This is a genomic window from Serratia sp. 2723 (assembly GCF_050434425.1).
Lineage (GTDB): Bacteria > Pseudomonadota > Gammaproteobacteria > Enterobacterales > Enterobacteriaceae > Chania.
The window spans coordinates 108,677-122,392 of the sequence record NZ_JBNDIN010000005.1 but is presented as its reverse complement, the minus strand read 5'-3'; the positions used below and the strand labels follow the sequence as shown (position 1 = coordinate 122,392).

9 protein-coding genes and 1 pseudogene are annotated in these 13,716 nt (G+C 53.3%); 4 read left to right on the top strand and 6 right to left on the bottom strand.

Annotation, left to right across the window (positions count from 1 at the left end):
- The first annotated feature begins 180 nt into the window (after window positions 1-180).
- Window positions 181-1,146, top strand: a complete 966-nt coding sequence (locus tag ABIE29_RS09410) for a DMT family transporter (protein ID WP_429618232.1) — start codon at window positions 181-183, stop codon at window positions 1,144-1,146.
- A 54-nt stretch (window positions 1,147-1,200) separates the two neighbouring features.
- Here ABIE29_RS09410 and fusA read toward each other — a convergent pair whose 3' ends face one another.
- The 4 genes from fusA to ABIE29_RS09390 all read right to left on the bottom strand — a co-directional run bounded on the left by fusA (window position 1,201) and on the right by ABIE29_RS09390 (window position 7,340).
- On the bottom strand, window positions 1,201-3,306 hold the full coding sequence (gene fusA, locus ABIE29_RS09405) for an elongation factor G (RefSeq protein WP_429618230.1): 2,106 nt from the start codon (window positions 3,304-3,306) through the stop codon (window positions 1,201-1,203).
- A 1,124-nt stretch (window positions 3,307-4,430) separates the two neighbouring features.
- Complete coding sequence (locus ABIE29_RS09400) at window positions 4,431-6,158, bottom strand: ABC-F family ATP-binding cassette domain-containing protein (RefSeq protein WP_429618228.1); 1,728 nt, start codon at window positions 6,156-6,158, stop codon at window positions 4,431-4,433.
- Between the two features lie 378 nt (window positions 6,159-6,536).
- Window positions 6,537-6,767, bottom strand: a complete 231-nt coding sequence (locus ABIE29_RS09395; RefSeq protein WP_429618226.1) for a helix-turn-helix domain-containing protein — start codon at window positions 6,765-6,767, stop codon at window positions 6,537-6,539.
- A 12-nt stretch (window positions 6,768-6,779) separates the two neighbouring features.
- Entirely contained in the window at window positions 6,780-7,340 is a 561-nt protein-coding gene (locus ABIE29_RS09390) for a DUF2975 domain-containing protein (RefSeq protein ID WP_429618225.1), read from the bottom strand.
- A 291-nt stretch (window positions 7,341-7,631) separates the two neighbouring features.
- On the opposite strand from ABIE29_RS09390, the pseudogene ABIE29_RS09385 reads away from it, so the two are divergent.
- The 3 genes and pseudogenes from ABIE29_RS09385 to ABIE29_RS09375 all read left to right on the top strand — a co-directional run.
- Window positions 7,632-7,733 (top strand): annotated as a pseudogene (locus ABIE29_RS09385) (hypothetical protein); the annotation flags it as partial.
- 118 nt (window positions 7,734-7,851) lie between these two features.
- A complete protein-coding gene (locus ABIE29_RS09380) occupies window positions 7,852-10,275 on the top strand; it encodes a DUF3772 domain-containing protein (RefSeq protein ID WP_429618223.1) in 2,424 nt (807 codons plus the stop codon).
- Window positions 10,276-10,286: 11 nt separating this feature from the next.
- Window positions 10,287-10,499 carry a hypothetical protein gene (locus ABIE29_RS09375; protein WP_429618221.1) on the top strand — a complete coding sequence of 71 codons (213 nt, stop codon included), beginning with the start codon at window positions 10,287-10,289 and terminating at the stop codon, window positions 10,497-10,499.
- Here ABIE29_RS09375 and ABIE29_RS09370 read toward each other — a convergent pair.
- Window positions 10,462-12,108, bottom strand: coding sequence for a UbiD family decarboxylase domain-containing protein (locus ABIE29_RS09370; protein WP_429618219.1), 1,647 nt, complete (start codon window positions 12,106-12,108; stop codon window positions 10,462-10,464). The two genes, ABIE29_RS09375 and ABIE29_RS09370, sit on opposite strands and share 38 nt — an antisense overlap.
- Window positions 12,105-13,679 carry a GMC oxidoreductase gene (locus ABIE29_RS09365; protein WP_429618218.1) on the bottom strand — a complete coding sequence of 525 codons (1,575 nt, stop codon included), beginning with the start codon at window positions 13,677-13,679 and terminating at the stop codon, window positions 12,105-12,107. Before ABIE29_RS09365 ends, ABIE29_RS09370 begins: the two co-directional genes overlap by 4 nt.
- Window positions 13,680-13,716: the final 37 nt, after the last annotated feature.

Sequence of the window (13,716 nt, the reverse complement as noted above, 5' to 3'; positions counted from 1 at the left end):
GTTTCCCGCCGTTTACAGCGGGGTTATCTATTTAACTTGGTCAGGGTCGATAATGCTCGGCCCCCTACAGACTGGCCAACGTTGCTATCAATCTAAAAACAGCAACCTGGTACAATATTCTGCCCCTACGTCCCTCTATCCTGACGCCACTTGAGAATTATTGTTGATGATGGAGTCACTATGTTTGTCGGTGTGTTGTTTGCCCTGATTGCCGGGTTGATGTGGGGCCTGATATTTATTGGCCCGGTATTGGTGCCGGACTACCCGGCCGCGTTGCAATCCACCGGGCGCTATCTGGCTTTTGGGCTTGTCGTGCTGCCGCTGGCCTGGCTGGATCGCCGCCGCCTGCGTCAGTTGCTGGCTAAAGATTGGCTAGAGGCGTTAAAGCTGACTGCGATTGGCAATCTGCTGTATTACCTGTGCCTGGCCAGTGCGATCCAACGTACCGGAGCGCCGGTATCGACCATGATTATCGGCACGCTACCGGTGGTGATATCGGTCGCTGCCAATCTGTTTTACGGCCATCACGACGGCTGTCTCTCTTGGCGAAAATTGACTCCGGCCTTGCTGGTGATTGCCCTGGGGCTGGTGCTGGTCAACGTTGCGGAACTGCAGGGCAATAGCGAGCCTATTGATGTCTGGCGCTATACCAGCGGCTTGGGATTGGCACTATTAGCGGTGGTATGTTGGACCTGGTTCCCTCTGCGTAACGCGCGTTGGTTACGCGATAACCCGGATAAACGGCCCACGACCTGGGCCACAGCGCAGGGGATTGTGACCTTACCTTTGGCGTTGGTGGGCTATTTGCTGGTTTGCGGGCAATTGGCGCTGACACAGCCGCAGTTCGCGCTGCCGTTTGGCCCAAGGCCGCAGGTGTTTATCCCGTTGATGATCGCTATTGGCGTCTTGTGTTCCTGGCTAGGTACGTTGTGTTGGAACGAGGCGAGCCAGCGTTTACCGACAGTGCTGCTTGGGCCGCTGATCGTATTCGAGATCCTGGCTGGATTGGCCTATACCTTTATGCTGCGCTATAGCTGGCCACCACTGCTGACGCTATGCGGTATTGCCTGCCTGACGGTTGGGGTGATTTACGCCATGCACATCAAGTTGGAACCGATGGTGGTGGCGTTAGAGGAGACACGTTAAAGCGTATGTTGCATTCGTCAAAGAGGCTACGGGTTTCCCCGTAGCCGTTATCGATTAACGTTTGCTGTGGTGGATAATCTCTTCGGCCACATTGCGCGGAGCCTCTGCGTAGTGGCTGAACTCCATGGTGTAGGTGGCACGGCCTTGCGACATGGAGCGCAGGGTGGTGGAATAACCGAACATCTCCGACAGCGGAACCTTGGCATGGATTTCTTTGCCTCCGCCACCGGGAATATCCTCCATCCCTTGCACCATTCCGCGTCGTGACGACAGATCGCCCATCACGTTACCGGCGTAATCCTCTGGCGTTTCCACCTCTACCGCCATGATCGGCTCGAGGATCACCGGGTTGGCCAGGCGACAGGCTTCTTTGAAACCAAAGATAGCCGCCATACGGAACGCCTGCTCCGAGGAGTCCACGTCGTGGTAGGAACCGAAGGTCAGATGCACTTTGACATCGACCATCTGATAACCCGCCAGCACGCCATTATTCAGTGCTTCCAACACGCCTTTTTTCACCGCAGGAATATATTCACCGGGGATCACGCCGCCTTTGATCTCATCAAAGAACTCAAAACCCTTACCGGGTTCATTGGGTTCCACCGTCAACACCACGTGGCCATATTGACCTTTACCACCGGACTGACGCACAAATTTTCCTTCTACGTCGGTCACTTTCTGGCGGATGGTTTCGCGGTAAGAGACCTGCGGTTTACCGGTGTTGGTTTCAACGCCAAACTCGCGCCGCATCCGGTCGACGATGATCTCCAGGTGCAATTCGCCCATGCCGTAGATAATGGTCTGGCCGGAGTCTTCATCGGTGCGTACGCGCAGCGAAGGATCTTCCGAAGTCAGGCGTTGCAGCGCTATCCCCATTTTTTCCTGGTCAGCCTTGGTTTTTGGCTCGATGGCCTGTGCGATAACCGGCTCCGGGAACACCATGCGTTCCAGCGTGATAATGGCATTGGGATCGCACAACGTATCGCCGGTGGTCACATCCTTCAGGCCCACGCAGGCGGCAATATCTCCGGCGTGCAGCTCATCGACTTCTTTACGATCGTTGGCGTGCATCTGCACGATACGGCCAATGCGCTCTTTTTTGCCTTTTACCGGGTTATAGACGCTATCGCCTTTGGCCACGATGCCGGAATAGACGCGCACGAAGGTCAACTGGCCAACGAACGGATCGGTCATCAGCTTGAATGCCAGCGCCGAGAATTTTTCATTATCATCGGCCTTACGGGTGATAATGTTATCGCGCTCGTCATGGCCTTCCATCGGCGGCACATCCAGCGGAGAGGGCATCAGTTCGATCACTGCGTCCAGCATGCGCTGGATGCCTTTGTTGCGGAATGCCGAACCGCACAGCATTGGCTGGATCTCACCGGCAACGGTGCGGGCTCGCAACCCTTCGACGATCTCCTCATTGGTTAATTCGACCTGGTTGAGGTATTTGTCCATCAGCGCTTCGGAACCTTCCGCCGCAGCTTCAATCATCTTGTCGCGCCACTCTTGGGCCTGCTCGAGCATCTCTGCTGGGATCGCCTCGAAGCGGTAGGTCATACCCTGAGTTGCTTCATCCCAGAAGATGGCCTGCATACGGATCAGGTCCACTACGCCAGCAAAATGGTCTTCTGCACCGATGGGGATCACCACCGGCACCGGATTGGCTTTCAGGCGCTCGATCATCATATTGCGCACGCGGAAAAAGTCCGCACCGGTACGGTCCATTTTGTTGACGAAGGCCAGCCGTGGCACCTTGTACTTGTTAGCCTGACGCCACACGGTTTCAGACTGTGGTTGCACGCCGCCGACCGAGTCATACACCATCACGGCACCGTCCAGCACGCGCATCGAACGTTCCACCTCAATGGTGAAATCGACGTGCCCGGGGGTATCGATGATATTGATCCGATGCTGAGGATAATTATGCTCCATGCCGTTCCAGAAGCAGGTCGTTGCGGCGGAGGTAATGGTGATCCCGCGCTCCTGTTCCTGTGCCATCCAGTCCATGGTAGCGGCACCGTCGTGGACTTCGCCCAGCTTGTGACTGACCCCGGTGTAAAACAGAATCCGCTCGGTTGTCGTGGTTTTGCCGGCATCAATGTGCGCCGAGATGCCGATATTGCGGTAGCGTTCGATGGGGGTAGTGCGTGCCATAATCAACCTTTCTTAGCCTTGTGGCGTACGGCTTTAACAGTTTACGTAAAATGATACCCCTCAATGGGGATCAGCCAGGCCATGACCGACAATGTCTTACGGCCTTAGAGTAATCGTAGTTGATAGTATTAACTTTATTAACCTATGACTGTGATAGGCCGTTTAAAAATTAAACATTATTTGGATGGCGCAGGCTAGTGGATTATCTGTTGAGTTACGACGGGATAAAAGCTGGCGTTGAGCGGAGTTTTGCGGGTAATGATATGTAGGGGCAGGGTTGGGATTTTAACCAGGAATATTCTGCCCCGTCATGCAATGCAGGATCAGGCTGAGTGTCTGGTAGGGATACAGATTTTGCCGTTAATAATGTGGGCATCTCGGCGGATCCACTCATTAACTTTGTAAACACTGATTCTATGCAGTTGTGCGAAGGTCTTAATATCACCCTCATGTTTTCTATATATAAACTCTCTAACACTGGTCAATGTGCAGTTCTCCATGAAATGTAGATCCCTAGGTGAAGGAGTATGTGGATATCTATTATTAGGTTGGTACTGTTATAGGAGAGAGCGTAACATAAAGCGTTAAATACAGGAATAAAACTTTGCTGTCATATGCGATATTTTATTGATCTGTTTCTTTTATTAGATAGTTTTAGGTAATTGATGGGGCTATATTTAGGTCTGAAATTAACATTAATGTGATATTTGATTTAAAATCAATGTGTTGATGTTGACTCCCTTGTGGTGTCACACCGTTTTTTTAGTATGTTTCATACTGATATTGATTAATAATTCACATGGGTTAAACAATGATGAATTATTTCCTTCGGTGTTAGAATGCAATAAATAACGCAAGACAACAAAATCAAGAATAGTTTTAACAGCTAGGTGATGAGTTTATTCTGGGCTGACGGTAATTTACCTAAGTTTATTCCTAGATAAAAGTCGGTAAGGCCAGTGCCAACGGTTTATGCGAGTTTTTCCATCCAGATGTAGTTGATGATCAGGCTCATTGTGATGGGTTAACATTCCATGAGCCTGGAGAAAAGGCTCATGGATGGGCACAACCAGCAGATGGCCGAACTCAATTCGGTTCATACACTAGTCGCGCCCATAGTTGGGTTAAATCAACCCAAGTTTGCCATTGATTTTCGCGATCTCGCGCCGCCATTGCTGTTGCAACTGCGGCTTTTGATGCTTGGGTTTACGGGTTAAATCCTCCTCAAGCTTGCGTTCCAAAGTAACCAGCGTTGCCAGCAGGTGGTCTTCATTGGTCGATATCGCAGGTTCAGCGAGCGACTCGCGATCTGGGGATACCACCAGCTCAGAATGACTGCCACCACTCAGGATGGTGTAGACGGGTAAAAGATCGTGCCATTCGGTCAGTTGGCGATCGTCTATCAGCCAATAGCGATTACAGCTTTGCTCCATCAGCGTTCGGTCGTGGGTGACTAGCAGCACGGCTCCCGCAAATTGTTGCAGCGTTGCGGCCAACTCTTCCTTACCTGGCATATCCAGATGGTTGGTCGGTTCGTCGAGCAGCAACAGTGAGTAGTTGGCCAGGGTAAGCGCAACAAACAGCAACCGCGAACGCTCGCCCCCGCTCAGCGTACACACCTTCTGTTGATGGCGTAGGTAAGGGAAGCCGGCACCGATCAGCGCCATTTTCCGTTGCTCTTCGCTCAGGGGCGCGAAATGGCTCAGGGCATCGCTTAATGAGTCCTCATCGTTGAGCTGTTGCAGGTTCTGATCGTAATAACCAATACGAACGCGAGGGTGAAAAACCGCCCCTTGGCAGCCTGCCTGCTGGTATTGCTGCCAAAGGAAGTGCAGCAATGAGGACTTACCACAGCCGTTACGGCCTACTAACGCAATGCGATCGCCACTTTTTACCTGAAGATGATCCAAGCTAAACAGCACCGGCGCATCAGGAGCGGGGCGAATGACTAATTGCTCCAACGCCAGCAGTCGATCGGCAGGCAGTGCTTCACCGCTGAGCCGGAGCCGCCATTGGTTGCCGGTGCTCAAGGTGGTTTGCTGATCCTTCAATCGAACCACCTGTTTTTCCATCTGCTTGGCTTTCCGCGATAGATCTTCGTTGTCATACACCTGGCCCCAGACGGCCAGGCGTTTGGCACTTTTCTCTACGCGGTCAATTTCCTTTTGTTCAGCCTGATGGCGGTGCTCATCGGCCAAGTCTTGCTCTTGGAGAGCGATACGCGCCTGCGAACAGGGCAAACGGAAATACTGTAGCGTTTTGTCCCGCAGGATCCAGGTACAGTTGGTTACGCTGTCCAGTAACCGGCCATCGTGGGAAACCAGCACGAAGCTACCGTTCCAGCCATTGAGGAATTGCTCCAGCCACAGCAGTGTCGGCAGATCCAGATGGTTGCTGGGCTCATCCAGCAGCAGTAAATCAGGTTGGCGGATCAGCGCTCGGGCTAACAACAGCCGGGTATGCTGGCCACCGCTCAGGGTACCGGTCATCAGATCCCATGCCGTTCGATCGAATCCCAGTTCGGCGAGTAACATTTCACCTTGCCAACGTTCAGGTTGATGTTGCCCATCTGCCAGGCCAGTGAGCACAGCCTCTAACAGGGAGCAGTGATACAAGGCTTCGGGCAGGTGTTGTTCCACCCGAGCCATCAGGCATTGGTGTGCCAGGGTGACGGTACCCGTGCTGGCAGGCAGATCGCCGCTGAGAATTTTAAGCAGGGTGCTTTTACCGCAACCGTTATGGCCGATCAGACCGATGCGGTCGCCCTTTTTCAGGCTAAAGGAAACCTCAGCCAGCAGTGGGCCAAAAGCGGTATCAATACCAACAGATTGTGCAGAAAGTAATGTCGTCATGGTGCTTACTCAAGGTTACAGGCATGCAAATGCCTATCGTCAAAAAATTGCCGACGATAACCCGGTAAGCCGGAGGGAAGAACGTTGATGTGAGTAAACTTCGCTCAAGCTTAGGTTATCGGAGCACGATACCGGTAATGCTTGAGCAGCGACGATCACCAAGGTGAGGTGAGAATTTGAACCATTCACACGACAGCATAGGGGACCTCCTTTTCATAGTTTTTGGTTGATAGGTGAACGGATTATAAAGGGGATTTGCGGTTTCTGCTACTGGTTGGCAATAGAAGGCGTAACAGGAAGATAACCTCCCCGTTACGTTTAAGACGACCGCATGCTGCACGTTCAGAGAATCAATGAGTGGGCTACGTTTTAGGTCAATCACACATCTTCTGCGTAGATTTCTGGGTCCTGAATATGTTCCAGCACATCCCCTGGCTGGCAATCAAGATAGCGGCAGATAGCATCCAGCGTTGCAAAACGGATCCCTTTCACCTTGCCTTGCTTTAACAGCGAGAGGTTTTGTTCGGTGATGCCGGCAGCGGCGGCCAGGTCTTTGGATTTGACTTTGCGTGTGGCTAACAGCACATCTAGCCGGACGATGATCGACATAATGGATTAACCTCACACGAACTGTTGATTTTCACAATGCAACTTGCTGGCCTGTTTCAGAATTTGTGCAATGACGGCAATACAGGCCGCGAGAAATAGGGCAACAATATTGCCCGTATCGATCCCGAGCGTCACCATCCGTTGGCCAACAGGCTCATGCATGGTTATCCAATAGCTGAGAACAGGCCGGCACAATAACTCTAAAATCGTCCAAATGGCGACATATTGGCCCATTTTACCCAAATGGTACGCCGCAATAGCTGAAAAATAGGCACGTTGAGCATAGGTTTGGAACAACTTGCGTAAGTGATACAACCCAAGCGCCAGTGCCAGCAGCGGCACGCTCGATATGATAATGCCACCGGCAATTTGCCACCATGGGAAGCGGTATAAATCAATACCCAGGGTGCTGATTAAATCGTTTGAGATGGAAACATGAAATCCGTAGCCATCGCTGGCGGCGACGCTTGGGAATAACCAATAGGAAGCATTAAACAGCAACGTGGCGAGTAATAAGCATAACGTGATGGTGGCCATACGTTGGCTGAAACGGGTAAGGCGTTCTAATGTCATAAAAACCTCAAGTCGTTGAATGGAAGCCGTAATAACCTTACTCTCGAAATTATCGTAAAACAATAATAAATTATCGAAATGCGATCATTTAATGATTTGATTGTTTATAGATCAATCTGATGATGGTTATTTTTTGAGCAGAAAACGATCATGGAGAGGGCACTCTGGCCGGTTAAACAGGGGCAAGACAGGCGTTAGCTAAAATTTCTACTAACCTTCTAGGATTAATGCGCTTTTCCACCGAATATTTTCCGGCTAACATCAGTTTCTTTTGTCATGGACCAAGGTATGATTTTAGCGGCAGGACATGCCGTGCTTGCCAGTGGAGGGATGGTGCAGTCAGGCCACCCGTCGAAGCAGGAACCCGCCGAGGCGAGTCAGACTCTGGTCTGAACGCTGTAGGGATCTCCGTCCTTCAGGGCGGGGAGGATGTCAATGTTGATCAGGCGCAGCGATATTCATCGTTTCGCCTGTTGCGTTTATCGCCAACCCCATGCTGAGCATTCACCGTATGATCAAGTCATTACCGATTTTCCTGTTCACCTTTTTGTTGTTCAGTTTACCGCTGGCCCCGTTGGCCAATGCGCAGCAGCAGGGGGCCCAGGTTGAACTTAGCCCGCAGGATATAGCGGCTTCACTGAAAAGTTATCAAAAACAGCTGGATACTATTAAACAGCAGGTCTCAAAGGCGAACACCGATGGCCAGTTGAATAAATTATTTGAGGCCACACAGGCGCTGTCTGCTGCGGCGGAAAAGCTGACTACCGATTTGCAACCCGTACAAGAGAAGCTACAGGCACAGCTGGACGTTCTGGGCCCACAGCCGGAAGCGGGAGGAATGGCAGAAAATGCCAGTGTGATACAGCAAAGAAACACCCTTAACAACGCCAAGAAACAGATGGATGATGCCGTAAAGCGCTCGCATACGATCAGGACCGGGGCGCTCGATTTAGGGCAACAGATTAACGACTTGCGGCGGGTGGCCTTCAAATCCCAACTGGCGTTGAATACCGGCAGTATTCTCAGCTCACAATTCTGGTCGCCAGAGGCCGCTCCGCAAGCGGAGGATTTGGCCCGGCTCAGCGTGTTCAACCAACAACTGCAACAGACCTGGGCCGCTGCCTGGCAGGAAGAGTGGCGATATGGCACCTTGGGGTTGCTGCTTCTGGCTATGGCTATCTGCTCCGTGGGTCGTTATTTCGTCGAGCAGCTTCTGGCTTGGTTAAGTATCCGTTATTTGCCGGATGGCCGCTTGCGCCGCAGCTTTATGGCGCTGGCCACCGCATTGATTACCCTGTTTGCCACGGCATTGGCACTGGATCTGGCCGAAACCGCTTTTTCTCGTGCCCAGCCGTTCCCCCCTCAGGTACAGGATTTTGCCGATGGCTTTTTGCAGTTGGGGATGTTCTGCGCGTTGATCGCCGGGCTAGGGCGGGCGTTCCTCTCCCTCAGCCGTCCCTCATGGCGCCTGGCACAGATAGATGACCAACTCGCCACCGGCATGCGCTATTTCTCGCCGCTATTGGCGGGTTTGGCGCTGGCATTCGGCACGGTGGAACTGGTCAATAACGTGATCGGGGCCAGCATAGGCACCACCGTGCAGGGCAATGGATTGGTGGCTGCATTGATGGCGGTGGTACTCTTGGCGGTACCACTGCATGCGCACCGCATCCGTATCCGGATGGGGCAAAACCGGGAGCAACAGGAGAAACGTTCGGCGATCGACGGGTTGGTTCATCTGCTGATTACGCTGTCCGCAGTGGTGATCATGCTCTCGCTGCTGATCGGCTATGTGGCTTTTGCCCGCTTCCTGACCTATCAGTTGATCTGGATAGCGCTGGTGCTGATGGCGTTCTATTTCCTGGTGCTATTTACCACCGACTTCTGCGCGGCCTTCTTTTCTCCACAAACCGCCAGCGGACGGGCATTAAAACGATCTCTTCATGTCAAAGATCGCCATCTGGAACAGTTGAGTATCATCTTCACGGCGATCGGCAAATGCTCGCTGTTGCTGATGATGATTGTTGCCCTGATTAACGGCTCCTTTGGGACCACCACGCCAAACTCCCTGCTGCAAAAGATTATTGCCATCCTGAGCGGCGAAGGTCTGAAGCGACTGAATATCGTTCCAAGCAACCTGCTCAATGCGGTGATTTGCCTGACGATCGGTATCTATGTGCTGCGGGTCACGCAACGTTGGTTAAGCCATGAGCTGCTGCCAAAAACCATCAGCGATATCGGTATCCGCGCCTCGCTGGTTACGTTGTTCAGTAACGTCGGTTATGTGCTGCTGATCCTGATCACGCTGGCGACGTTGGGTATCCAGTGGAACAACCTGGCCTGGATCGTGAGTGCGCTATCGGTAGGTATCGGTTTTGGCCTGCAGGAAATCGTGAAGAACTTTATCTCTGGCCTGATCCTGTTAACCGAGCGCCCGGTTAAAGTCGGGGATATGATCGGTATCGGCGGGGTTGAAGGGGATGTACGGCGAATCAATGTACGCGCCACCGAGATCCAACTGAGCGATCGCTCGACCATGATTGTGCCCAACTCTCAGTTGATTTCGCAGAACGTGCGTAACGCCACCATGGGGAATGCCCAAGGGGTGGTCACCGTCGCGCTGACTTTCCCCACCGATATCGATCCCGAGCAGGTACGCAACGTGTTGCTGAGTGCCTACCATGAACACGAATCCATTCTGGAAACACCTGCCCCATACGTTCGCTTCAGCCAGCTTGGCCCAGACGGAATTATCCTCAGCGTAACCGGCTATGTTGCCAGCCCACGCATGGTCGGCGCCACCAAGAGCGATCTGCTGTTCAATATCCTGAAGCTCCTGCGGGCCCAGAATGTCAACCTTTCCAGCCCGACAGAGGTGGTGTTTATGAAGCAACGGGCAAAAAGTCTGGTTGATGAAGAAGAACATTCATCCTGATGAGTAACTCAATGGCCGATAACATTATCGGCATTTATCAACGGCATGCAGGGGCGTTTGAGCAGAAGCGGTCAACCACTCTGTTTGAGCAACCCTGGTTGGAGCGGTTCCTGAGCCTGTTACCCAACAACGGACGGATCCTGGATAGTTGTGCCCGCACCACCGAAGCGGTGCGGGGGCTATTTCTTAACGATCAAATCCCCACTCAGACCATTTGCTTTTGATTTTCTCCTGCAACGGCAGCGGATAATTGGTGGCAAAGCTCAATACCTGCTCCAACGGCTGATTGACCTGCTGTTGGATCTGCAGGCAACTGTATGCTACCAAGCCGCCGCGCCCGCGCAGTTTGGTGGCCACATCCAGGTAAATCTGTAACCCAGTACCGTCGGAGTCGTACTGCGGATAGTGAAACACGCCCTGTACCGGGTTATTGCGTGTCGCTAATGCCCAGGTCACTTTGTTGCTGTCATCAGGAGGAATATCTTCGCCCACGATAATCAGCTTGGCGGTGGTTTTACCAATATGGTTGGTCCAGAACACTTCGGCAATCTTGTCGATAAAGGCTTTGACCGTCATGCCGGTGATTTTATGCCAGTCGTCACGTACCCGGATCACCAGCCAATGGGAAGAGGCTTCCAATGGGCTGAAACAGTCGATGATCGGCAGACCGGACTTTTCAAAATACACTCTGGCGGTGGCAGATAAACAGAAGCAGCCGAGCATCAACGTAGAGTCTATCGGAACCCCCGGAATGCAGATCGGCAAGATAGCCTCATCACGGAATGTGACACAGGTAATTTTCGCCAGCGGCTTCAGGCTGGACTGGTTGGAAAGGTAGCCTGGGAACTCGCCAAACGGACCTTCGGCCACGGATTTGTCCGCGCTGACATAGCCTTCGATGATGATTTCACATTCGGCAGGCACCAGCACATCGCAGGTTTCCGCTTTCACCATCTCGATGCCGTGGCCAAGGAATGATGAAGCATAGTTGTATTCATCATGCCAGGCTGGCGGAGCCGCTGAAAGCAGCATGGTGACCGCTGGGGGTACCCCAAGAGCGATCACAAACGGGCAGTCTTTCCCCTGGGCCGTCCACATATTGTAGATCATGCCGTTATGCTGGAAAGGCAGCCACAGGCCGACAATATTGTTCTTCGAATAATGCGGTCCATTACCGTGTGGTACGCCGACCGAACTGGTATGAGGAGGCTTTGGCGTTGGGTTATTCTGTGGGCGTGAACCGGCGATCATCGCCCGGCTGAATGACCAATTGGTCCAGGCGTCCTTATCTACCGTGTAGGCGTCTTCCGGCACCGGTTCCCCCGGCGGGGTACGCACCATGATGGCTCCGGCAGTCTGGAAATAACGGCCGCCGTCGCCGTCGTGCAGGATAGGGGCCGGGATTTTGGTCATATCAACCTGATCGCCCACCCATTTGTTTTGCTTGCACGGGGCGGTGGCCGGGTCAACCATCACTGGCGGATGCGGTTCCTGACCGATGGCATCCAGAAAGGCATCCTGGATCTCCAGCAACTGGGCATCGTCCGGCAAACCTAACATCAGCGCCAGACGCTGCCAGCGTTTGCCCGGCACACGGCTGACCGTCGGGCCCATTTCTGCCGCCCGGAAACCGGGTGCGCCCTTCACCTTGCTAAACAGCGGCATCGGGCTTTCCGTTTCGCAGGCGTGGCGCAGAATGGCGCCGATCTCCAGATACCAATCCACCTCGTCGGGGATCGCCACCACTTCCCCCTTGCTGGCCAACAGTTCCAGATAGGCGCGGTAGGATTTGGGGACTTTCTGCACATCAATTTTCAGTTTACGTCGCTTCATTGATTTTGATCCTGATGTGGGCCACTGAGTTCATCGGCCAGGGCGAAAGACTGGGCTACGCCGGTCAGCGTTGGGTTCCACGAGCCAGGGCGGGGGAACAACATGCTACCCAGGCCATAAACGTTCGGGTAACGGTGCATCTGGCCGTTGAGGGCGGTGACCGAGGTGGCCGGGTCGTCGCCCATCCACAGGGTGCCAGCCTCGTGCACCAACCCCTGATTGCGGATATTGTCCGGCGGCGATTTCTCCCAGCTAAAGCTGCCGTCCGGGTTATTGTGCTGGTACTCAAGTGGGGCATCGCCAGCCAGGGCATGCATCACGTCATAGGTGGTTTTATCCATCGCATCCCAGAATTGACGGTCGGTTTCCTTCATCTGGATATACACCTCGGCCTCGCCCAGCGGGTTGGTCGTGACGTAATTCCACGAGTTTGCCGAGCGTTCCCCGAGGAACTCCCCCATGGAGTGCAGCATGATCACCACGTAGTCAGGATCCTGATAGGTGGCAACGGCTTCCGGTGAAGAAGCATCTGGCAGGATGCGGTACAACACGTCGTAGCTTTCCGCCGGTTGCGGGTTATGGACCACGCTGATGTGGGTGTGCATCAGGCGGTTGGTGGTTTTATCGATGCCGGGCAGGTAATAGGCCACGGTTTGCAACTGGTTGGTTAATACCGGCAGGCTGCTGGCGGGGATACGGGCGGCCAGCCAGGAACGGATATGACCGCACAGGTTTTTCCCCACCAGTTTATCGTCAGGGAAAGACTTGGTGAGGATAAAACCGGCTTCCAGGGTATTGCAGGCCAAAATTACTTTGGCGTTACCGACGCGCAGTGAGCCTTCTTTGGTGATGATTTCCGTGACAACGTCACCTTCTGCAATCAGTTGCTCCACTTCGGCATTGACCACCACCTTGAGTGAGGCGTAAGCCTGCACATCATTCACCAGTACCGAAATGGGCGAGAACTTGGCCCAATCCTCTGGTGCCACTCCCTGGCCAGTTGCCATGGCTGAGTCCAATGCGCTCGGGCTTGGCTGCGGCTTGGCTCCGCTGATATTGGCCAATTGCGAGAACAGGCGTTCACCCATAAAGCGATTCAGCGACTGGTTGCGATTGCCGGGGATTTCCAGGGAGTAGCGCCTCCCCATAAATTCGCCGGTGGGATACCACTGATTATCCAGGCGCTCGATCGCCTGCGCTGGCCAGTCCGGCATTTCGCTGCTATCGGGTTGCGGTGTCCAGGCGTTCCAAAACAGCGCGCGACCACCCACATAAGGGATCTGCGGCATAAAGTTAAGGCTGAGTTTCATATCGGCAGAGCCATGGTAGGTCCATGGTCGGATACCTACGCTGGTGTTGAGTTTGATGTAGGCCGGTGGAATGTTCTGAATATGGTCGGGGATCAGATAGTTGCCTTTCTCCAGCACCAGAATTCGGGCCTGTGGATTATGTTGCAGCACCCGGTGGGTAAAACTGGTGCCATAGGCACCGCCACCAATCACGATATAGTCAAAAGACTGCCCCTTGATCTGGGCAAAGCGGGAAAAGTAGATATTGTCGACTTCACTCATAGTTGGCTCCCGGAACGTGACATGCGAAAAAATCATC

Excerpts from the sequence above, each read along its gene's own strand:
- ABIE29_RS09370 (WP_429618219.1), bottom strand. The coding sequence starts at position 12,108 with ATGAAGCGACGTAAACTGAAAATTGATGTGCAGAAAGTCCCCAAATCC.
- ABIE29_RS09395 (WP_429618226.1), bottom strand. The coding sequence starts at position 6,767 with ATGTCGATCATCGTCCGGCTAGATGTGCTGTTAGCCACACGCAAAGTC.
- fusA (WP_429618230.1), bottom strand. The coding sequence starts at position 3,306 with ATGGCACGCACTACCCCCATCGAACGCTACCGCAATATCGGCATCTCG.
- ABIE29_RS09375 (WP_429618221.1), top strand. The coding sequence starts at position 10,287 with ATGGCCGATAACATTATCGGCATTTATCAACGGCATGCAGGGGCGTTT.
- ABIE29_RS09400 (WP_429618228.1), bottom strand. The coding sequence starts at position 6,158 with ATGACGACATTACTTTCTGCACAATCTGTTGGTATTGATACCGCTTTT.
- ABIE29_RS09390 (WP_429618225.1), bottom strand. The coding sequence starts at position 7,340 with ATGACATTAGAACGCCTTACCCGTTTCAGCCAACGTATGGCCACCATC.
- ABIE29_RS09410 (WP_429618232.1), top strand. The coding sequence starts at position 181 with ATGTTTGTCGGTGTGTTGTTTGCCCTGATTGCCGGGTTGATGTGGGGC.
- ABIE29_RS09365 (WP_429618218.1), bottom strand. The coding sequence starts at position 13,679 with ATGAGTGAAGTCGACAATATCTACTTTTCCCGCTTTGCCCAGATCAAG.
- ABIE29_RS09380 (WP_429618223.1), top strand. The coding sequence starts at position 7,852 with ATGATCAAGTCATTACCGATTTTCCTGTTCACCTTTTTGTTGTTCAGT.